The organism is Escherichia coli DSM 30083 = JCM 1649 = ATCC 11775, from assembly GCF_003697165.2.
Classification (GTDB): Bacteria; Pseudomonadota; Gammaproteobacteria; order Enterobacterales; family Enterobacteriaceae; genus Escherichia; species Escherichia coli.
This window is the reverse complement of record NZ_CP033092.2, coordinates 888,210-907,894: the sequence shown is the minus strand read 5'-3', so window position 1 is coordinate 907,894 and position 19,685 is coordinate 888,210. Positions and strand designations below refer to the sequence as shown.

The 19,685-nt window shown below is 51.4% G+C and carries 20 protein-coding genes; 10 read left to right on the top strand and 10 right to left on the bottom strand.

Features of this window, described 5'->3' with window-relative positions:
• Window position 1: 1 nt before the first annotated feature.
• Window positions 2–1,390 carry a PTS mannitol transporter subunit IICB gene (cmtA, locus tag EAS44_RS05245; RefSeq protein ID WP_000428783.1) on the bottom strand — a complete coding sequence of 463 codons (1,389 nt, stop codon included), beginning with the start codon at window positions 1,388–1,390 and terminating at the stop codon, window positions 2–4.
• Window positions 1,391–1,417: 27 nt separating this feature from the next.
• Window positions 1,418–1,861 (bottom strand): PTS mannitol transporter subunit IIA, encoded by a 444-nt coding sequence (gene cmtB / locus EAS44_RS05240; RefSeq protein WP_001236687.1) that lies wholly within the window; start codon window positions 1,859–1,861, stop codon window positions 1,418–1,420.
• 376 nt (window positions 1,862–2,237) lie between these two features.
• Here cmtB and EAS44_RS05235 point away from each other — a divergent pair, with 376 nt between their 5' ends.
• Window positions 2,238–3,146 (top strand): prohibitin family protein, encoded by a 909-nt coding sequence (locus EAS44_RS05235; RefSeq protein ID WP_000646942.1) that lies wholly within the window; start codon window positions 2,238–2,240, stop codon window positions 3,144–3,146.
• Between the two features lie 219 nt (window positions 3,147–3,365).
• On the opposite strand, the gene tkt is transcribed toward EAS44_RS05235, so the two are convergent.
• The gene (tkt, locus tag EAS44_RS05230; protein WP_000098592.1) at window positions 3,366–5,357 is read right to left on the bottom strand and encodes a transketolase; all 1,992 of its coding nucleotides are present in this window, start codon (window positions 5,355–5,357) and stop codon (window positions 3,366–3,368) included.
• 277 nt (window positions 5,358–5,634) lie between these two features.
• Between tkt and loiP the strand changes: the two genes are divergently transcribed.
• Window positions 5,635–6,393 (top strand): metalloprotease LoiP, encoded by a 759-nt coding sequence (loiP, locus tag EAS44_RS05225; protein ID WP_001327406.1) that lies wholly within the window; start codon window positions 5,635–5,637, stop codon window positions 6,391–6,393.
• 203 nt (window positions 6,394–6,596) lie between these two features.
• Here loiP and speB read toward each other — a convergent pair whose 3' ends face one another.
• From speB to yqgD, 6 genes are all read right to left on the bottom strand, one after another.
• Entirely contained in the window at window positions 6,597–7,517 is a 921-nt protein-coding gene (gene speB / locus EAS44_RS05220) for an agmatinase (protein ID WP_000105562.1), read from the bottom strand.
• A 135-nt stretch (window positions 7,518–7,652) separates the two neighbouring features.
• The gene (locus EAS44_RS05215; RefSeq protein WP_000758906.1) at window positions 7,653–8,384 is read right to left on the bottom strand and encodes a hypothetical protein; all 732 of its coding nucleotides are present in this window, start codon (window positions 8,382–8,384) and stop codon (window positions 7,653–7,655) included.
• A gap of 145 nt (window positions 8,385–8,529) precedes the next feature.
• Window positions 8,530–10,506, bottom strand: coding sequence for a biosynthetic arginine decarboxylase (gene speA, locus EAS44_RS05210; RefSeq protein WP_001295380.1), 1,977 nt, complete (start codon window positions 10,504–10,506; stop codon window positions 8,530–8,532).
• Between the two features lie 8 nt (window positions 10,507–10,514).
• The gene (gene yqgB / locus EAS44_RS05205) at window positions 10,515–10,646 is read right to left on the bottom strand and encodes an acid stress response protein YqgB (protein WP_001297406.1); all 132 of its coding nucleotides are present in this window, start codon (window positions 10,644–10,646) and stop codon (window positions 10,515–10,517) included.
• A gap of 93 nt (window positions 10,647–10,739) precedes the next feature.
• On the bottom strand, window positions 10,740–10,883 hold the full coding sequence (yqgG, locus tag EAS44_RS25750; protein ID WP_001297404.1) for a protein YqgG: 144 nt from the start codon (window positions 10,881–10,883) through the stop codon (window positions 10,740–10,742).
• A 110-nt stretch (window positions 10,884–10,993) separates the two neighbouring features.
• The gene (gene yqgD, locus EAS44_RS25745) at window positions 10,994–11,245 is read right to left on the bottom strand and encodes a protein YqgD (RefSeq protein WP_001305310.1); all 252 of its coding nucleotides are present in this window, start codon (window positions 11,243–11,245) and stop codon (window positions 10,994–10,996) included.
• Between the two features lie 55 nt (window positions 11,246–11,300).
• Between yqgD and metK the strand changes: the two genes are divergently transcribed.
• The 8 genes from metK (at window position 11,301) to ruvX (ending at window position 18,524) form a co-directional block, all read left to right on the top strand.
• A complete protein-coding gene (gene metK, locus EAS44_RS05190) occupies window positions 11,301–12,455 on the top strand; it encodes a methionine adenosyltransferase (RefSeq protein WP_001062128.1) in 1,155 nt (384 codons plus the stop codon).
• A 436-nt stretch (window positions 12,456–12,891) separates the two neighbouring features.
• Entirely contained in the window at window positions 12,892–14,286 is a 1,395-nt protein-coding gene (galP, locus tag EAS44_RS05185) for a galactose/proton symporter (RefSeq protein ID WP_001314112.1), read from the top strand.
• A gap of 76 nt (window positions 14,287–14,362) precedes the next feature.
• Window positions 14,363–14,860: a SprT family zinc-dependent metalloprotease gene (gene yggI / locus EAS44_RS05180; protein WP_000858396.1), complete on the top strand. Its 498-nt coding sequence runs from the start codon at window positions 14,363–14,365 to the stop codon at window positions 14,858–14,860.
• A 94-nt stretch (window positions 14,861–14,954) separates the two neighbouring features.
• Window positions 14,955–15,662 (top strand): deoxyribonuclease I, encoded by a 708-nt coding sequence (gene endA, locus EAS44_RS05175; protein ID WP_001305312.1) that lies wholly within the window; start codon window positions 14,955–14,957, stop codon window positions 15,660–15,662.
• Between the two features lie 79 nt (window positions 15,663–15,741).
• Window positions 15,742–16,473: a 16S rRNA (uracil(1498)-N(3))-methyltransferase gene (gene rsmE / locus EAS44_RS05170; RefSeq protein WP_001222509.1), complete on the top strand. Its 732-nt coding sequence runs from the start codon at window positions 15,742–15,744 to the stop codon at window positions 16,471–16,473.
• Window positions 16,474–16,485: 12 nt separating this feature from the next.
• Complete coding sequence (gene gshB, locus EAS44_RS05165; protein ID WP_000593260.1) at window positions 16,486–17,436, top strand: glutathione synthase; 951 nt, start codon at window positions 16,486–16,488, stop codon at window positions 17,434–17,436.
• Window positions 17,437–17,544: 108 nt separating this feature from the next.
• Window positions 17,545–18,108 (top strand): YqgE/AlgH family protein, encoded by a 564-nt coding sequence (gene yqgE, locus EAS44_RS05160; RefSeq protein ID WP_001053178.1) that lies wholly within the window; start codon window positions 17,545–17,547, stop codon window positions 18,106–18,108.
• The gene (gene ruvX, locus EAS44_RS05155) at window positions 18,108–18,524 is read left to right on the top strand and encodes a Holliday junction resolvase RuvX (RefSeq protein WP_000017106.1); all 417 of its coding nucleotides are present in this window, start codon (window positions 18,108–18,110) and stop codon (window positions 18,522–18,524) included. The genes yqgE and ruvX overlap by 1 nt, the downstream gene beginning before the upstream one ends.
• A 173-nt stretch (window positions 18,525–18,697) precedes the next feature.
• Here ruvX and yggR read toward each other — a convergent pair whose 3' ends face one another.
• Window positions 18,698–19,678 (bottom strand): PilT/PilU family type 4a pilus ATPase, encoded by a 981-nt coding sequence (gene yggR, locus EAS44_RS05150; RefSeq protein WP_001305314.1) that lies wholly within the window; start codon window positions 19,676–19,678, stop codon window positions 18,698–18,700.
• Window positions 19,679–19,685: the final 7 nt, after the last annotated feature.

Here is a 19,685-nt window from a genome sequence, read left to right as displayed (position 1 = left end):
ATCAGTGTTTATGTTCAGCGGTTAATTGATTAAATAAAGTGTCGAGTTTTGGATCGCCAATATAGTTATTAATCAATATCAGTGGTTTATCCGTCACACGTTTCACGCGCCCTTCCAGACTGGCGTGAGTAACGACGATATCCGCATCCGCAGGCACGTTTTCTATGGCGTAATGTTTTACTTCTATTGCCAGCCCCGCTTTTTCCAGGCGTTTACGGAAGGTGGTTGCGCCCATCGCACTGGAGCCCATCCCTGCATCGCAAACAAAGGCAATACGCTTAACACGGCTTAACGAGAATGCACCTTCTTGTTTCATCGCCTTAACCGCATTGGCTGACTGAGCAAACTCATCGTCGCTCTCCGTTTCCACCGTTTTTTCCATCTTCAGTATCAGCGAAGTGATAGCAAAGGACACCAGGGTACCTACCGTAACACCGGCAATTGTCGCCAGGAACGAGCCTTTCGGCGTCAGTGCCAGGTAAGCAAAGATAGACCCCGGACTTGGGCCAGCCACCAAACCACCGTCCAGTAAGTTAAACATCCAGGTGCCAGACATACCGCCCGCAATCATGGCAATAATGGTCAGCGGCTTCATCAGCACATACGGGAAATACAGTTCGTGGATCCCACCGAGGAAGTGAATAATCATCGCCCCGGGCGCAGAACGTTTACTCATCCCTTTACCAAACAAGGTAAACGCCAGCAGCAGCCCCAGACCAGGACCTGGATTGGAGGCCACCATGAAGAAGATGGATTTACCGTTAACCGAAGCCTGTTGCATTCCCAGCGGATAATAGACGCCCTGATCGATCGCATTATTAAGGAAAAGCACTTTCGCCGGTTCATTGATGACTGACAGCAAAGGTAGATAACCCGCATGTACCAGCGCCTCAATACACTCTTTGACGAAAGTATTAGCAATTAACACCGCCGGGCCGATCACTTCAAAACCCAGCAGACAAAGGAGCATCCCCGCGATACCTAATGAGAAGTTATTGATAACCATCTCAAAACCGGCAGGTATGCGTTTTTCCAGCGACTTGTCGATATATTTAATCACCAGACCACCGAGCGGCCCCATAATCATCGAGCCAAGGAACATCGGGATTTCAGCGCCGACGATCACACCAATCGTACCAATTCCGCCCATGACCGCGCCGCGTTTACCGCCGACCAGATGACCACCGGTAGAACCAATCATCACGGGCAATAAATAGGTAATCATCGGACCAACAATTTTGGCGAAATGTTCATTCGGCAGCCAGCCGGTGGGAATAAATAATGCCGTTATAAAACCCCAGGCAATAAAAGCACCAATATTGGGGATGACCATTGCAGTCAAAAAGCCCCCAAAAGCCTGGACCTTTGCACGAGCAGACTTGTTTTCCATAATATTATCCTGTAGAGGAGAGAGTAATTATCCGCGGCTGATAATGCCCGCTAATTGTTTTTCTGATGATGCGGTTAAGAGTTGTTCGAGTATTTCTTCTTCGCACAGTAATTCACTTAACGCCTGAATAGCAGCAATGTGCGAATCGGCATCGGCAGCAGAAAGTCCGATGAGTAATTTAATCGGTTCGTCATTCCCCGGAAAATAAACGCCTTGTTTAAGTAACGTCAAAGACATCCCGGTTTTAAGCGCTCCACATTCCGGTCGCGCATGAGGCATTGCCACGCCTGGTGCGAGAATATAATAAGGACCATTGCTGATGGTGGAATCTTTAATAGCCTGAATGTAATTCTCGCTGATATAGTTTTTTGCTAACAGTGATGCCATCGAGAAATTGATAGCTTCCTGCCAGTCTTTTGTTGAATGTATAACTGAGATTGATAATTCTGGAAAATAATCAATAAGCCGCATAAATTATCCTTATTTATTTTTAGGGTACCGTCCGGCGGTAAAAATAAAATACGCGTACAAATTAACGAAAGCAATTGGACACATGAAAGGAGAAACTCCACGAGCAAAAATAACAAAATATTAAATAACAACAACATGAAATAAGTTTTTAAAAAGTCAATTATAAATCTGTTAAGTAAACTACAAAATCAACAAATTATTCATCACTATATTTGTGATACACATCTCTATTTTCTTATTGAATGTTCGAAAACATACTTATTACGTTTATTATTTTTTCGCTCATCCCCTTTATAAATTCTGAATTATCGGCTGTTGTCTGTTTTCTCATCACCCCATGTGACATATTCCTATACTTTACTCAAGGAAGATTCATATGAAAGCACCTGTTTCATTAACCTCATTTCGCCCACAAAAATCTCTTGCTATCGCCATTGGCGTGCTTGCCGTGGTTGTGCTGCCATTTCTCTCGTATTACACCGTTAATGAAGGTGAACGCGGCATTTTGCTGCGCTACGGAAAAATCGTAAAAGTTGCCGAGCCGGGGCTGGGTTTTAAGATCCCTTTTATGGAAAGCGTAGAGAAAATTTCCACGCGTAATCAGGCTGTGGTCTATCAGGGATTACAGGCCTACAGCCGCGACCAGCAACCGGCACAAATGACAGTATCAGTCAGCTTCCACATTAAACCTTCAGAAGCAGGCGCGGTTTATACCACCTACAACACCATTGAAGCATTAAAAGATCGTCTGATTGTCCGTCAGTTGCCAACTCAACTGGAGAACGTTTTCGGACAATATACCGCCATCAGCGCCGTACAGGATCGTACAAAACTGGTTCAGGATCTGCAAAATGCCATGCGCAAAGCCGTTGTTGGGCCAGTGGTAATTGACGGGGTCCAGATTGAAAATATTGATTTTTCTGACGCTTATGAAAAGTCGATTGAAGACCGAATGAAAGCAGAAGTCGCCATTGCCACGCGTAAGCAAAATCTGGAAACGGAGAAAATCCAGGCGCAAATAGCGGTAACTCAGGCCCAGGCGGAAGCAGACAGTAAACTAGCGGCAGCCAAAGCAGAAGCGGAAACTATTCGCGTAAGAGGCGCGGCAGAGGCTGAAACTATTCGTTTAAAAAGTGCGGCTGAAGCAGAAGCTATCCGCCTGCGCGGTGAAGCTCTGCGGGAGAATCCCGGACTTGTTGCCCTCACCACTGCTGAGCGTTGGGACGGTAAACTGCCCGATACCATGATCCCCGGCAGCACAGTTCCGTTTATCTCTACTAAGTAAAAAAAGGGCCGCTTTCGCGGCCCTTGAGATTGATAGCAAAGACAAAACTGCCTGATGCGCTACGCTTATCAGGCCTACATACTTCCTGCAATATGTTGAATTTGCAAAATCTTGTAGGACGGATAAGGCGTTCACGCCGCATCCGGCATAAACAACGCGCACTTTGCCAACAATCTGAAGGGCCGCATTTGCGGCCCTTCTCACAAAGCATCTTACCGATTACAGCAGCGCTTTTGCTTTCGCAACAACGTTGTCAACGGTGAAGCCGAACTCTTCAAACAGCTGCTCTGCCGGAGCAGATTCACCGAAGGTGGTCATGCCGACGATAGCGCCGTTCAGGCCAACATACTTGTACCAGTAGTCAGCAATGCCAGCTTCCACCGCAACACGAGCGGTAACCGCTTTCGGCAGTACGGATTCACGGTAAGCCGCGTCCTGCTTGTCGAATGCGTCGGTAGACGGCATGGAAACCACGCGCGCTTTCACGCCTTCGGCAGTCAGTTTTTCGTAGGCGGCAACAGCCAGTTCAACTTCAGAACCGGTCGCGATGAAGATCAGTTCCGGCTGACCAGCACAGTCTTTCAGCACATAACCACCGCGCGCGATGTTTGCCAGCTGCTCTTCAGTACGTTCCTGCTGCGCCAGGTTCTGACGGGAGAGGATAAGCGCAGTCGGGCCGTCCTGACGCTCAACGCCGTATTTCCACGCTACTGCGGATTCAACCTGGTCACACGGACGCCATGTAGACATGTTCGGGGTCACGCGCAGAGAAGCGATCTGTTCTACCGGCTGGTGAGTCGGGCCATCTTCGCCCAGACCGATGGAGTCGTGGGTGTAAACCATCACCTGACGCTGTTTCATCAGCGCAGCCATACGTACGGCATTACGTGCGTATTCCACGAACATCAGGAAGGTTGAGGTATACGGCAGGAAACCACCGTGCAGGGAGATACCGTTAGCAATCGCGGTCATACCGAACTCGCGAACACCGTAGTGGATGTAGTTACCTGCAGCATCTTCGTTGATTGCTTTAGAACCAGACCACAGGGTCAGGTTAGACGGAGCAAGGTCAGCGGAGCCGCCGAGGAATTCCGGCAACAGCGGACCGAACGCTTCGATAGCATTCTGAGACGCTTTACGGCTGGCGATTTTCGCCGGATTAGCCTGAAGTTTAGCAATGAACTCTTTCGCTTTCGCGTCGAAGTCAGACGGCATTTCGCCTTTCATACGGCGGGTAAATTCAGCGGCTTCCTGCGGATAAGCTTTCGCGTAAGCAGCGAATTTCTCGTTCCATGCGGACTCTTTCGCCTGGCCTGCTTCTTTCGCATCCCACTGAGCATAGATTTCAGACGGGATTTCGAACGGCGCGTATTTCCAGCCCAGCTGTTCGCGGGTCAGGGCAATTTCAGCGTCGCCCAGCGGCGCACCGTGGGAGTCGTGGGTACCGGCTTTGTTCGGGGAACCGAAACCGATGATGGTTTTGCACATCAGCAGGGACGGTTTGTCGGTCACTGCGCGCGCTTCTTCTATTGCGCGTTTGATGGATGCCGCGTCATGACCGTCGATGTCGCGAATAACGTGCCAACCGTAAGCTTCGAAACGCATTGCGGTGTCGTCGGTAAACCAGCCTTCAACGTGACCATCGATAGAAATACCGTTGTCATCGTAGAACGCAATCAGTTTACCCAGCTTCAACGTACCCGCCAGAGAGCAAACTTCGTGGGAGATGCCTTCCATCATGCAGCCGTCGCCCATGAAGGCGTAGGTGTAGTGGTCGACGATGTCGTGGCCCGGACGGTTAAACTGCGCCGCCAGCGTTTTTTCTGCAATCGCCATACCGACTGCGTTGGCAATACCCTGACCCAGCGGACCGGTGGTGGTTTCTACACCTGCGGTGTAACCCACTTCCGGGTGACCCGGAGTTTTCGAGTGCAGCTGACGGAAGTTTTTCAGTTCTTCCATCGGCAGATCGTAACCGGTGAGGTGCAGCAGGCTGTAGATCAACATGGAGCCGTGGCCGTTGGACAGCACGAAGCGGTCACGGTCAGCCCAGGACGGATTCTGCGGGTTGTGTTTCAGGAAATCACGCCACAGGACTTCGGCAATGTCAGCCATACCCATAGGGGCACCCGGGTGACCGGATTTGGCTTTCTGTACTGCGTCCATGCTCAGCGCACGAATAGCATTGGCAAGCTCTTTACGTGAGGACATTTTGACTCCAGATCGGATGATGAAGGGCACGCCCTTAACGACTTGACGACAGCGCGTTTTGGGCTACGCCGGAAAATTTGCCAACAATTTACCGCAAGCCGCTCGTCATGTACATGGAACATCCTTTTGCCGCTTCAGAAATCTCTGGATCATGCTCGCATGTTGCGCAATCCACTCGCCCGTCCGCTGCGCTTTTCCTTATACTGAGACTGAGCGTCGATTCACCTGCAAACGGCGCATTTTTAGAATAATCCTGACCTTGTGCGGAAGAGAAAACATGAAAATTCGCGCCTTATTGGTAGCAATGAGCGTGGCTACGGTGCTGACCGGTTGCCAGAATATGGACTCCAGTGGACTGCTCTCATCAGGAGCGGAAGCTTTTCAGGCTTACAGTTTGAGTGATGCGCAGGTGAAAAAACTGAGCGATCAGGCATGCCAGGAGATGGACAGCAAAGCGACGATTGCGCCAGCCAATAGCGAATATGCTAGACGTCTGACGACAATTTCTCGCGCGTTAGGCGATAACATCAACGGTCAGCCGGTGAATTACAAAGTGTATATGGCGAAGGATGTGAACGCCTTTGCAATGGCTAACGGCTGTATCCGCGTCTATAGCGGGCTGATGGATATGATGACGGATAACGAAGTCGAAGCGGTGCTCGGTCACGAAATGGGGCACGTGGCATTAGGCCATGTGAAGAAAGGAATGCAGGTAGCACTTGGTACAAACGCAATTCGCGTTGCGGCGGCCTCTGCAGGCGGAATTGTCGGCAGTTTGTCACAATCACAACTGGGAGACCTGGGCGAAAAGCTAGTCAATTCGCAATTTACCCAACGTCAGGAATCAGAGGCCGATGATTACTCCTACGATTTGCTGCGCCAACGCGGTATCAGCCCGGCAGGTCTTGCCACCAGCTTTGAAAAACTGGCGAAGCTGGAAGAAGGCCGTCAAAGCTCAATGTTTGACGACCATCCAGCATCCGCCGAACGCGCCCAGCATATTCGCGATCGTATGAGCGCGGATGGAGTTAAGTAAAGCCAGGTAGTGCCGAACGTAGGTCGGATAAGGCGTTCACGCCGCATCTGACAAGAATGGCACATTTGTTACTCCGTGCGCATTGCCGGATGCGATGCTGGCGTATCTTATCCGGCCTACGGGTGCCGAGTGTAGGTCGGATAAGGCGCTCACGCCGCATCCGACATTAATGACACATCACCCGTGCGCCTCTTATCTGGCGCTTACTCTCCCTTTTTCGCCGCCTGAATATACAGCATCTCCAGCGCCAGCGTCGCCGCAGCCAGAGCGGTGATTTCCGACTGATCGTATGCCGGAGCCACTTCCACTACGTCCATCCCAACGATGTTGAGATCTTTCAAGCCGCGTACCAGTTTAATGGCGCGATCGGAGGTCAGGCCGCCAATTACCGGCGTACCGGTTCCCGGCGCGAAAGCAGGATCCAGGCAGTCGATATCAAAGGTCAGGTAAACCGGCATATCACCCACAATCTGTTTCACCTGGGCGATAATGTCATCCACGCTGCGATCGTTCACCTGGCAGGCGTCCAGCACGGTAAAGCCGTTGTCTTTATCAAACTCGGTACGAATACCAATCTGCACGGAATGATTCGGGTCGATCAGACCTTCTTTCGGCGCGGTATAGAACATGGTGCCGTGGTCAAATTCACAACCGTTCGCATAGGTGTCGGTGTGGGCGTCAAAGTGTACCAGTGCCATTTTGCCGAAATGCTTCGCATGAGCGCGCAGCAGCGGCAGCGTAACAAAGTGGTCACCACCGAAGGAGAGCATACGCTTACCAGCAGCCAGCAGCTTCTCGGCGTGCGCCTGCAGCTTCTCGCTCATCTCACGGGCATCGCCGAAGGCATATACCAGATCACCGCAGTCCACGACGTTCAGGCGCTCACGCATGTCGAAATTCCACGGGAAGCGGTTGTGTTCCCAGGCCAGATTCGTCGAAACCTGACGGATCGCTGCCGGACCGTGGCGCCCCCCCGCACGGCCAGAAGTGGCCATATCGAACGGCACGCCAGTAATCACCCAGTCAGCATCGCTGTCATATGGCTGGAAGTTCATCGGCAGGCGTAAAAAACCAAAGGCGTTGGAAACCAGTGAGTTATCGTATTGATGACCTAAGGTGCTCATGGATGGACTCCTATTACAAAGTCGATATAAAAAAACCCTTCCGCGTCGTTAGGCCCGACGAGGAAGGGTTGGATTTGTGAAACACAAGTTTGTGCTAATTATCGCCTTAAATGGGCGAGGCATCAAGCGAGGTTGCTATTTCCGACACGGTGGCGGCGCATAGCCATTGTTATCTGCCGGAAAGGCTTGTCCAGAGCACGGCGGCAGCGCGTTTTTCGCCGGGCCTTGTAATTCAAAGGCGGCAAAGCCGATTACACCGGTATTACGCACATCGCCTTGCGCCGAATTGGCTGCGTAGGAATCAGCAACGTTGGCGAACTGAAAAGCCGCTTCGGTATGTTTATCTTTGCGGAATCCTTTAATCGCTAACGAATCTCCGGCATTCACAATATAACCGTTGTTATTCAGCGAACCTTGTTTACCATTCAGAACATCCAGGCCATCAACCGTAGCAACGATCTCGTAGTTGGTGTTACGACTGTAATTACGGACATATAATTGATAATTCATTCCGACTCTGGCATGGACAATATAGCGTGGTTCATTATTGGATGAATCATAAACCCGCGTAATTGGTAGAGATTTAAAATTACCATCGCGAATAGCATATTCCAGTTCGTTAATACGAATGCTATAAACGCGGTCGTAGCCGGAAGGAACATTAGTCGAATAACTAATAACGATCATCTCTGCCGGATCGCGCCAGGCTCGTTCAGCAGATACGCCATGAACCGTTGAGTGCACATCCCCACCCCAGGCGGTGCCGACATTACCCGATGCACTGCTATTATACTGCGCATTACTGGAACAACCGGCCAGCAGCACGATTAATGCCACCAACGCGCTACGTACTTTCCATTTTTTCATAACCGTTCCCTCTGCATTTAATTAATGCAGCGATTGTAGGGAGATTATTTAATAAGAAAAGCAGCTAAATTATTTTTAAGAATATATAAAAAGAAAGCGGGGCGATTTACTTAAATAAATCGCCCCGCCAGCGGAATAATCTTAATTATTCATCTTCAAGATAGGTATAACCGTACAAACCTGCCTCGAACTCTTCAAGGAACTGTTGTTGCAGTTCAGCATCAAGATCGGTTTTCTTCACCTGATCGCGGAACTGGGTTAACAGCGTTTTCGGATCGAGCTGCACATATTGCAGCATGTCCGCCACGGTATCGCCTTCGTCAGACAGTTCTACCTCTACGCTACCATCAGGGAAGACGAACACGTCAACCGCTTCGGTATCACCGAACAGGTTGTGCATGTTGCCGAGGATCTCCTGATATGCGCCGACCATAAAGAAACCGAGCATCGGCGGATTCTCCGGATCGTACTCCGGCATAGGCATTGTCGTGGCAATACCGTCACCATCAATATAGTGGTCGATAGCACCGTCTGAGTCACAGGTAATATCCAGCAGCACAGCGCGGCGTTCCGGCACTTGATCCAGCCCTTCCAGCGGCAGAACCGGGAACAACTGGTCGATCCCCCACGCATCCGGCATCGACTGGAACAGCGAGAAGTTGACGTACATTTTGTCCGCCATACGTTCCTGCAGCTCGTCGATAATCGGACGATGAGCACGGTTTTGCGGATCCAGCTGCTTTTGCACTTCATGGCACATGCTCAAATAAAGCTGCTCAGCCCATGCGCGTTCTTGCAGGCTAAAGGTGCCGGAAGAGTAGCCGATATGAATGTCGTGCAGATCCATCTGGCTGTCGTGTAACCATTCACGCAGAGAACGGCGAGTTCCCGGTTCGTGCATTTCCTGCCAGGTTTCCCACATGCTTTGCAGGGCGCGCGGTGCGTCTTCTGCAGGCGCGGTCGGCACCGTGTATTCGTTACGTTCCACGCCGATGATATTCGACACCAGCACGGTGTGATGCGCAGTCACCGCACGACCCGATTCGGTGATTACCGTCGGATGTGGCAGACCATTTTCTTCACACGCATCACCAATCGCCCAGATGATGTTGTTGGCGTATTCATTGAGGCCGTAGTTTACGGAGCAGTCAGACTGAGAACGGGTGCCTTCATAGTCCACGCCCAGACCGCCGCCGACGTCGAAGCACTGAATATTGACGCCCAGCTTGTGCAGTTCCACATAGAAACGCGCGGATTCACGAACGCCTGTCGCGATATCGCGAATATTCGCCATCTGCGAACCGAGGTGGAAGTGCAGCAGTTGCAGGCTGTCGAGACGCCCGGCTTCACGCAGCGTTTCAACCAGTTGCAGTACTTGAGTCGCCGCCAGGCCAAACTTCGATTTTTCCCCGCCGGAGGACTGCCATTTACCCGAGCCTTGCGACGCCAGACGTGCACGCACGCCCAGACGAGGAACGACATTCAGACGTTCTGCTTCATCCAGCACAATGGCAATTTCTGACATCTTCTCAATGACCAGATAGACCTTGTGGCCCATCTTCTCGCCAATTAATGCCAGGCGGATATATTCGCGGTCCTTATAACCGTTGCAGACGATGACGCTACGGGTCATGCCAGCATGTGCCAGCACCGCCATCAACTCAGCTTTGGAACCGGCTTCCAGGCCCAGCGGTTCGCCCGAATGAATCAGGGACTCAATCACGCGGCGGTGCTGGTTAACTTTGATCGGATAAACGAGGAAGTAATCGCCGTTATAGCCGTAGGATTCCCGCGCTCGTTTGAACGCGGCGTTAATGGAACGCAAACGGTGCTGCAGGATCTGTGGGAAACAGAACAGTGCAGGCAGACGCTGACCCTGTGCTTCGCGAGTTTTCACTAACTGCGCGAGATCGACGCGAGCTTCCGGGACGTCCGGGTCCGGGCACACGCTGATGTGGCCCAGCTCGTTAACGTCATAGTAGTTATTGCCCCACCAGGCAATATTGTAAGTACGCAGCATCTTGCTGGCTTCCTGGGAGCTCATTGCAACCTCCTGCATGGAGCGTAGTACACCGTGTTCGCCCGCTGACGAAGGCAAACCCATAGACATGTCGTCAGACATAGCGAACCTCAAATTATTTTATTAAGTGTAAAACAGTTAACGACTATCGCAGCCTGGAACTGCGATAACAACCCATAAGCACATGGATTTTCCAGCAGTGAATGCTGACGCTCCAACTGCGCAACCGGTTTCTTTTTCATAACATTATTAAGCACATAACCGAACGTAAGTGTGACAGTTCGGCGAAACCACGAGAAAACTCTTGTTTTTACAAGAGCGCCCTTGTTCAGTCCTCAGTAGCTGTAACCAGCTCTTGAATCCTGAGAAGCGCCGAGATGGGTATAACATCGGCAGGTATGCAAAGCAGAGATGCAGAGTGCGGGGAACGAATCTTCACCAGAACGGTGAGACAGGTTAAGCAGCAGACAACGGTTCATTATTTCGTATCACCTCCACGGCCGCCTGTTAAGACGAACCCACAAGCCAAAACTCTGTTTTCAACCCGGCTGGAAGTGGCAACACGAAAGAAACGTCGTGTGCTTTTTATTTAAGCCGCGCGCCGCGTTTTATACCCCACAATGGCAGAAAATTGCAAAAGATAAATACGCAGAATGCCAGCATTGTCAGGAAAAATTTCCAGCCACGTTTTTAACAGAATGAGACACGATTCAAAAAAAAGTGGAAATTGGGTGAAGAACTGACCTAAAATAGCCATCCAGATGTTAATCCATCCATACCGATTAACACTCAGACTGCCAGTGTTTTTAACCTGCAGAGTCGTGGTAGGATCCGCTACCACATAAAATCCACACAACAGTTTGAGCTAACCAAATTCTCTTTAGGTGATATTAAATATGGCAAAACACCTTTTTACGTCCGAGTCCGTCTCTGAAGGGCATCCTGACAAAATTGCTGACCAAATCTCTGATGCCGTTTTAGACGCGATCCTCGAACAGGATCCGAAAGCACGCGTTGCTTGCGAAACCTACGTAAAAACCGGCATGGTTTTAGTTGGCGGCGAAATCACCACCAGCGCCTGGGTAGACATCGAAGAGATCACCCGTAATACCGTTCGCGAAATTGGCTATGTACATTCCGACATGGGCTTTGACGCTAACTCCTGTGCGGTTCTGAGCGCCATCGGTAAACAGTCTCCTGACATCAACCAGGGCGTTGACCGTGCCGATCCGCTGGAACAGGGCGCGGGCGACCAGGGTCTGATGTTTGGCTACGCAACTAATGAAACCGACGTGCTGATGCCAGCACCTATCACTTATGCACACCGTCTGGTACAGCGTCAGGCTGAAGTGCGTAAAAACGGCACTCTGCCGTGGCTGCGCCCGGACGCGAAAAGCCAGGTGACTTTCCAGTATGACGACGGCAAAATCGTTGGCATTGATGCTGTCGTGCTTTCCACTCAGCACTCTGAAGAGATCGACCAGAAATCGCTGCAAGAAGCGGTAATGGAAGAGATCATCAAGCCGATTCTGCCCGCTGAATGGCTGACTTCTGCCACCAAATTCTTCATCAACCCGACCGGTCGTTTCGTTATCGGTGGCCCGATGGGTGACTGCGGTCTGACTGGTCGTAAAATCATCGTTGATACCTACGGCGGCATGGCGCGTCATGGTGGCGGTGCATTCTCCGGTAAAGATCCATCAAAAGTGGACCGTTCCGCAGCCTACGCAGCACGTTATGTCGCGAAAAACATTGTTGCTGCTGGCCTGGCCGATCGTTGTGAAATTCAGGTTTCCTACGCAATCGGCGTGGCTGAACCGACTTCCATCATGGTAGAAACTTTCGGTACTGAGAAAGTGCCTTCTGAACAACTGACTCTGCTGGTACGTGAATTCTTCGACCTGCGCCCATACGGTCTGATTCAGATGCTGGATCTGCTGCACCCGATCTACAAAGAAACCGCAGCATACGGTCACTTTGGTCGTGAACATTTCCCGTGGGAAAAAACCGACAAAGCGCAGCTGCTGCGTGATGCTGCCGGTCTGAAGTAATCTTTCTTCACCTGCTTTCAAAGGCCAGCCTCGCGCTGGCCTTTTTCTTTTACCTCACCGCGGTGGACAGGCATTCACGCCGCATCCGACAAAAAAACCGCCCGCACAATAACATCATTCTTCCTCAACACGTTTTACCGCAAATTATCATCACTACTGAAACCGATTACACCAACCACGCCAGCCAAATATTTGTAATATTTTCATATTATTATTCAGCCTTCACAGTTGTTACATTTTTTTTCAGTAAAGTCTTAATTGCAGATAACAGCCTTTAATCTATGATGATATAACTCAATTATTTTCATGCACTTAAATCATAACTAAGATAAATATTAGTGTAAGCGATTACACTGATGTGATTTGCTTCACATCTTTTTACGTCGTACTCACCTATCTTAATTCACAATAAAAAATAACCATATTGGAGGGCATCATGCCTGACGCTAAAAAACAGGGGCGGTCAAACAAGGCAATGACGTTTTTCGTCTGCTTCCTTGCCGCTCTGGCGGGATTACTCTTTGGCCTGGATATCGGTGTAATTGCTGGCGCACTGCCGTTTATTGCAGATGAATTCCAGATTACTTCGCACACGCAAGAATGGGTCGTAAGCTCCATGATGTTCGGTGCGGCAGTCGGTGCGGTGGGCAGCGGCTGGCTCTCCTTTAAACTCGGGCGCAAAAAGAGCCTGATGATCGGCGCAATCCTGTTTGTTGCCGGTTCACTGTTCTCTGCGGCTGCGCCAAACGTTGAAGTACTGATTCTTTCCCGCGTTCTGCTGGGGCTGGCGGTGGGTGTGGCCTCTTATACCGCACCACTGTACCTGTCAGAAATTGCGCCGGAAAAAATTCGCGGCAGTATGATCTCGATGTATCAGTTGATGATCACTATCGGGATCCTCGGCGCTTATCTTTCTGATACCGCCTTCAGCTACACCGGTGCATGGCGCTGGATGCTGGGTGTGATTATCATCCCGGCAATTTTGCTGCTGATTGGTGTCTTCTTCCTGCCAGACAGCCCACGTTGGTTTGCCGCCAAACGCCGTTTTGTTGATGCCGAACGCGTGCTGCTACGCCTGCGTGACACCAGCGCGGAAGCGAAACGCGAACTGGATGAAATCCGTGAAAGTTTGCAGGTTAAACAGAGTGGCTGGGCGCTGTTTAAAGAGAACAGCAACTTCCGCCGCGCGGTGTTCCTTGGCGTACTATTGCAGATAATGCAGCAATTCACCGGGATGAACGTCATCATGTATTACGCGCCGAAAATCTTCGAACTGGCGGGTTATACCAACACCACCGAGCAAATGTGGGGGACAGTGATTGTCGGCCTGACCAACGTACTTGCCACCTTTATCGCAATCGGCCTTGTTGACCGCTGGGGACGTAAACCAACGCTAACGCTGGGCTTCCTGGTGATGGCTGCTGGTATGGGCGTACTCGGTACAATGATGCATATCGGTATCCACTCTCCGTCGGCGCAGTATTTCGCCATCGCCATGCTGCTGATGTTTATTGTCGGTTTTGCCATGAGTGCTGGTCCGCTGATTTGGGTACTGTGCTCCGAAATTCAGCCGCTGAAAGGCCGCGATTTTGGCATCACCTGCTCCACTGCCACCAACTGGATTGCCAACATGATCGTTGGCGCAACGTTCCTGACCATGCTCAACACGCTGGGTAACGCCAACACCTTCTGGGTGTATGCTGCTCTGAACGTACTGTTTATCCTGCTGACATTGTGGCTGGTACCGGAAACCAAACATGTTTCGCTGGAACATATTGAACGTAATCTGATGAAAGGTCGTAAACTGCGCGAAATCGGCGCTCACGATTAATCTCCTCAGGCTTCCTCCCGTCGCGGAGGAAGCCACCTCTTGCAGTCATCTTTTCTTCGCTCTATCCTCTGCCGCTATGAAAACATCCCGTCTCCCTATCGCCATCCAACAGGCCGTTATGCGTCGCCTGCGGGAAAAACTCGCCCAGGCGAACCTGAAGCTAGGGCGTAACTACCCGGAGCCAAAACTCTCTTACACCCAGCGCGGAACCTCTGCCGGAACAGCCTGGCTGGAAAGCTATGAAATTCGCCTCAATCCCGTTTTGCTGTTGGAAAACAGTGAAGCCTTTATTGAAGAAGTGGTGCCGCACGAACTGGCACATTTGCTGGTATGGAAACATTTCGGCCGCGTAGCGCCACATGGCAAAGAGTGGAAGTGGATGATGGAAAGCGTGCTGGGCGTTCCCGCCCGCCGTACGCATCAGTTCGAACTGCAATCCGTGCGCCGCAACACCTTCCCCTACCGCTGCAAGTGCCAGGAGCATCAGCTTACCGTACGCCGTCATAATCGCGTAGTTCGTGGCGAAGCCGTCTATCGCTGTGTTCACTGCGGCGAACAGCTGGTTGCGAAATAACCACCTGAACTATCAGAAACTTTCCTGATCTGGCTGATTGCATACCAAAACAACTTTCGCTACGTTGCTGGCTCGTTTTAACACGGAGTAAGTGATGTACCGTTATTTGTCTATTGCTGCGGTGGTACTGAGCGCAGCATTTTCCGGCCCGGCATTGGCCGAAGGTATCAATAGTTTTTCTCAAGCGAAAGCCGCGGCGGTAAAAGTCCACGCTGACGCGCCCGGTACGTTTTATTGCGGATGTAAAATTAACTGGCAGGGCAAAAAAGGCGTTGTTGATCTGCAATCGTGCGGCTATCAGGTGCGAAAAAATGAAAACCGTGCCAGCCGCGTAGAGTGGGAACACGTCGTTCCTGCCTGGCAATTCGGTCACCAGCGCCAGTGCTGGCAGGACGGTGGACGTAAAAATTGCGCCAAAGATCCGGTCTATCGCAAGATGGAAAGCGATATGCATAACCTGCAGCCGTCAGTCGGTGAGGTGAATGGCGATCGCGGCAACTTTATGTACAGCCAGTGGAATGGCGGTGAAGGCCAGTACGGTCAATGCGCCATGAAGGTCGATTTCAAAGAAAAAGTTGCCGAACCACCAGCGCGTGCACGCGGTGCCATTGCGCGCACCTACTTCTATATGCGTGACCAATACAACCTGACACTCTCTCGTCAGCAAACGCAGCTGTTCAACGCATGGGACAAGATGTATCCAGTTACCGACTGGGAGTGCGAGCGTGATGAACGCATCGCGAAGGTGCAGGGCAATCATAACCCGTATGTGCAACGCGCTTGCCAGGCGCGAAAGAGCTAACCTACACTAGCGGGATTCTTTTTGTTAACCCCTACCCCACGCGTACAACCGCGTGGGGAGACGACGCGGATTTTTAACTATGCGTATCCCCCGCATTTATCATCCTGAACCACTGACCAGCCATTCTCACATCGCGCTTTGCGAAGATGCCGCCAACCATATCGGGCGCGTACTGCGTATGGGGCCGGGACAGGCGCTGCAATTGTTTGACGGCAGCAACCAGGTCTTTGACGCCGAAATTACCAGCGCCAGCAAAAAAAGCGTGGAAGTGAAGGTGCTGGAAGGCCAGATCGACGATCGCGAATCTCCGCTGCATATTCACCTCGGTCAGGTGATGTCGCGTGGTGAAAAAATGGAATTTACTATCCAGAAATCGATCGAACTCGGTGTAAGCCTCATTACGCCACTTTTTTCTGAGCGCTGCGGCGTTAAACTGGATAGTGAACGTCTGAACAAGAAGCTCCAGCAGTGGCAGAAGATTGCAATTGCTGCCTGTGAGCAGTGTGGCCGTAACCGGGTGCCGGAAATCCGTCCAGCGATGGATCTGGAAGCCTGGTGTGCAGAGCAGGATGAAGGACTGAAACTGAATCTTCACCCGCGCGCCAGTAACAGCATCAATACGTTGCCGTTACCGGTCGAACGCGTCCGCCTGCTGATTGGCCCGGAAGGCGGTTTATCGGCAGATGAAATTGCCATGACTGCCCGCTATCAATTTACTGATATCCTGTTGGGACCTCGCGTTTTGCGTACTGAGACAACTGCGCTCACCGCCATTACCGCGCTACAAGTGCGTTTTGGCGATTTGGGCTAACGGAGAAGAATAATGATCAAGCTCGGCATCGTGATGGACCCCATCGCAAACATCAACATCAAGAAAGATTCCAGTTTCGCTATGTTGCTGGAAGCACAGCGTCGTGGTTACGAACTTCACTATATGGAGATGGCCGATCTCTATTTGATCAATGGTGAGGCTCGCGCTCGTACCCGTACTTTGAGCGTCGAACAGAACTACGATAAATGGTACGAGTTCACGGGTGAGCAGGATCTGCCGCTGGCCGATCTCGATGTGATCCTGATGCGTAAAGACCCGCCGTTTGATACCGAGTTTATCTACGCGACCTATATTCTGGAACGTGCCGAAGAGAAAGGGACGCTGATCGTTAACAAGCCGCAGAGCCTGCGCGACTGTAACGAAAAACTGTTCACTGCCTGGTTCTCTGACTTAACGCCAGAAACACTGGTCACGCGCAATAAAGCGCAGTTGAAAGCGTTCTGGGAAAAACACAGCGACATCATTCTTAAGCCGCTGGACGGTATGGGCGGCGCGTCGATTTTCCGCGTGAAAGAAGGTGATCCAAACCTCGGCGTGATTGCCGAAACCCTGACTGAGCATGGCACTCGCTACTGCATGGCGCAAAATTACCTGCCAGCCATTAAAGATGGCGACAAACGCGTGCTGGTAGTGGATGGCGAGCCGGTGCCGTATTGCCTGGCGCGTATTCCGCAGGGGGGCGAAACCCGTGGCAATCTGGCTGCCGGTGGTCGCGGTGAACCTCGTCCGCTGACGGAAAGTGACTGGAAAATCGCCCGTCAGATTGGGCCGACGCTGAAAGAAAAAGGGCTGATTTTTGTTGGTCTGGATATCATCGGCGACCGTCTGACTGAAATTAACGTCACCAGCCCAACCTGTATTCGTGAGATTGAAGCAGAGTTTCCGGTGTCGATCACCGGAATGTTAATGGATGCCATCGAAGCACGTTTACAGCAGCAGTAACCCACCTTAGCGAGAAGGATCTCGTTGAGACTCTGAGTGACAGCGCCCTTCTTTCCACGCATACTGGGCGCTGTTGCTTTTTTGAACCAGGAAACAGAACCTCTGACAATGAATTTACAGCATCACTTTCTTATTGCCATGCCTGCTCTCCAGGATCCGATTTTCCGTCGTTCCGTGGTCTACATTTGCGAACATAATACCAATGGTGCAATGGGGATCATCGTCAACAAGCCGCTGGAAAATCTCAAAATTGAAGGGATTCTGGAAAAGCTGAAGATCACGCCGGAGCCGCGTGATGAATCAATCCGTCTGGATAAACCGGTTATGCTCGGCGGTCCGCTGGCTGAAGATCGCGGGTTTATTTTGCATACTCCGCCCTCCAATTTTGCTTCCAGCATTCGCATTTCAGACAACACAGTGATGACCACTTCCCGCGATGTGCTGGAAACGCTCGGCACCGATAAACAACCGTCTGACGTATTGGTGGCTCTGGGTTATGCCTCCTGGGAGAAAGGTCAACTGGAACAAGAAATTCTCGATAACGCGTGGCTAACGGCCCCGGCAGATCTGAATATTCTGTTCAAAACGCCGATTGCCGACCGCTGGCGCGAGGCGGCAAAACTGATTGGTGTGGATATTCTCACCATGCCTGGTGTGGCAGGACACGCCTGATGAGTGGAACCTTACTCGCCTTCGACTTCGGCACCAAAAGCATTGGCGTAGCGGTCGGCCAACGCATTACCGGCACCGCTCGCCCTTTGCCTGCAATTAAAGCGCAGGACGGTACGCCGGACTGGAACATTATCGAGCGTTTACTGAAAGAGTGGCAGCCGGACGAAATCATCGTCGGTTTGCCGCTGAATATGGACGGCACCGAACAGCCGTTAACCGCCAGAGCGCGTAAATTTGCCAACCGTATTCATGGTCGTTTCGGTGTTGAAGTAAAGCTCCATGACGAGCGTCTTAGCACCGTGGAGGCACGTTCCGGTCTGTTTGAACAGGGCGGCTATCGGGCGCTCAACAAAGGCAAAGTCGACTCTGCCTCTGCGGTTATTATTCTCGAAAGCTATTTCGAGCAGGGATATTAAGGCGATTTACTAGCGCACAGATTTCTGACAATGTGCTCGTTGTTTCATGTTGGATGCGGCGTAAACGCCTTATCCAACCTACAGTGAGTGCGAATTCAAAGTTACGCTTCCCTTGTAGGCCCGATAAGCTTGCGCATCGGGCATATTTACAATTCGTATCAGACACAGTAACGTCACAAGCGCCCTTCTTTCACCCGCTGCTGATAACTCTGCTGAAACGTTATCATCCCCACCTGCTGCCCGGTTTGAATAACATGCGGTAACTGGTGGGTTTTCCCTTCACGAATCAAATTCCCCACCGCGGGTGTGTTAATCAGTAATTCAAACAGCGCCACGCGTCCTTCCTGTTTATCCACTTCCAGTTTTTGTGACAACACTGCCCGTAAACTACCTGCCAGTTGATTACGCACGGGATCTTTTTCCTGCGCAGGAAATGAATCCACCAGTCGCTCAACTGCCTGCGCTGCGCCGCGCGTGTGTAATGTCGCCAGCACCAGATGCCCGGTTTCTGCCGCCGTCAGCGCCAGACGGATTGTCTCGCTATCACGCAGCTCTCCGAGCAAAATCACATCAGGATCTTCCCGCAATGCAGCCCGCAATCCCGATGCGAAAGTCATACAGTGCAAACCAATCTCCCGCTGCTGGATCAAACATCGCTGACTGGTATAGAGATATTCCACAGGATCTTCCAGCGTCAGAATATGCGCATCGGCATGTTGATTGAGATAGCCAACCATCGCCGCCAGCGTGGTAGATTTGCCGCTCCCCGTCGCCCCCGTCACCAGAATCAGGCCATTCTCGCTCTTGAGTAATTCCGGCAATACCGGTGGTGCGCCAAGCTGTTCGAGCTGCGGGCAGTGCGAAGGTAACAGCCGTAACGCCAGAGAAATACCTTGCCGTTGTGCGAACGCACTGCCGCGCAATCGCTGGTTTTCCGCCAGCGACACAGCAAAATCCAGCTGACCATTCTCCAGCAATATTGCCCGCTGATCGTCATCCAGCCACTCCCGCAGTAGCTCTTCGACGTCCGGCGCGTCAAACGGCGCAGCTTCCATTCTCCCGCGAATACGCCATCGTGCGGGCCAGGCGCTGCACAGGTGTAGATCCGAGACGTTATGCTTTACACTAAGGGCCACAATTTCTTCCATATTCATACTAAGA

Excerpts from the sequence above, each read along its gene's own strand:
- cmtA (WP_000428783.1), bottom strand. The coding sequence starts at position 1,390 with ATGGAAAACAAGTCTGCTCGTGCAAAGGTCCAGGCTTTTGGGGGCTTT.
- cmtB (WP_001236687.1), bottom strand. The coding sequence starts at position 1,861 with ATGCGGCTTATTGATTATTTTCCAGAATTATCAATCTCAGTTATACAT.
- EAS44_RS05235 (WP_000646942.1), top strand. The coding sequence starts at position 2,238 with ATGAAAGCACCTGTTTCATTAACCTCATTTCGCCCACAAAAATCTCTT.
- tkt (WP_000098592.1), bottom strand. The coding sequence starts at position 5,357 with ATGTCCTCACGTAAAGAGCTTGCCAATGCTATTCGTGCGCTGAGCATG.
- loiP (WP_001327406.1), top strand. The coding sequence starts at position 5,635 with ATGAAAATTCGCGCCTTATTGGTAGCAATGAGCGTGGCTACGGTGCTG.
- speB (WP_000105562.1), bottom strand. The coding sequence starts at position 7,517 with ATGAGCACCTTAGGTCATCAATACGATAACTCACTGGTTTCCAACGCC.
- EAS44_RS05215 (WP_000758906.1), bottom strand. The coding sequence starts at position 8,384 with ATGAAAAAATGGAAAGTACGTAGCGCGTTGGTGGCATTAATCGTGCTG.
- speA (WP_001295380.1), bottom strand. The coding sequence starts at position 10,506 with ATGTCTGACGACATGTCTATGGGTTTGCCTTCGTCAGCGGGCGAACAC.
- yqgB (WP_001297406.1), bottom strand. The coding sequence starts at position 10,646 with ATGAAAAAGAAACCGGTTGCGCAGTTGGAGCGTCAGCATTCACTGCTG.
- yqgG (WP_001297404.1), bottom strand. The coding sequence starts at position 10,883 with ATGAACCGTTGTCTGCTGCTTAACCTGTCTCACCGTTCTGGTGAAGAT.
- metK (WP_001062128.1), top strand. The coding sequence starts at position 11,301 with ATGGCAAAACACCTTTTTACGTCCGAGTCCGTCTCTGAAGGGCATCCT.
- galP (WP_001314112.1), top strand. The coding sequence starts at position 12,892 with ATGCCTGACGCTAAAAAACAGGGGCGGTCAAACAAGGCAATGACGTTT.
- yggI (WP_000858396.1), top strand. The coding sequence starts at position 14,363 with ATGAAAACATCCCGTCTCCCTATCGCCATCCAACAGGCCGTTATGCGT.
- endA (WP_001305312.1), top strand. The coding sequence starts at position 14,955 with ATGTACCGTTATTTGTCTATTGCTGCGGTGGTACTGAGCGCAGCATTT.
- rsmE (WP_001222509.1), top strand. The coding sequence starts at position 15,742 with ATGCGTATCCCCCGCATTTATCATCCTGAACCACTGACCAGCCATTCT.
- gshB (WP_000593260.1), top strand. The coding sequence starts at position 16,486 with ATGATCAAGCTCGGCATCGTGATGGACCCCATCGCAAACATCAACATC.
- yqgE (WP_001053178.1), top strand. The coding sequence starts at position 17,545 with ATGAATTTACAGCATCACTTTCTTATTGCCATGCCTGCTCTCCAGGAT.
- ruvX (WP_000017106.1), top strand. The coding sequence starts at position 18,108 with ATGAGTGGAACCTTACTCGCCTTCGACTTCGGCACCAAAAGCATTGGC.
- yggR (WP_001305314.1), bottom strand. The coding sequence starts at position 19,678 with ATGAATATGGAAGAAATTGTGGCCCTTAGTGTAAAGCATAACGTCTCG.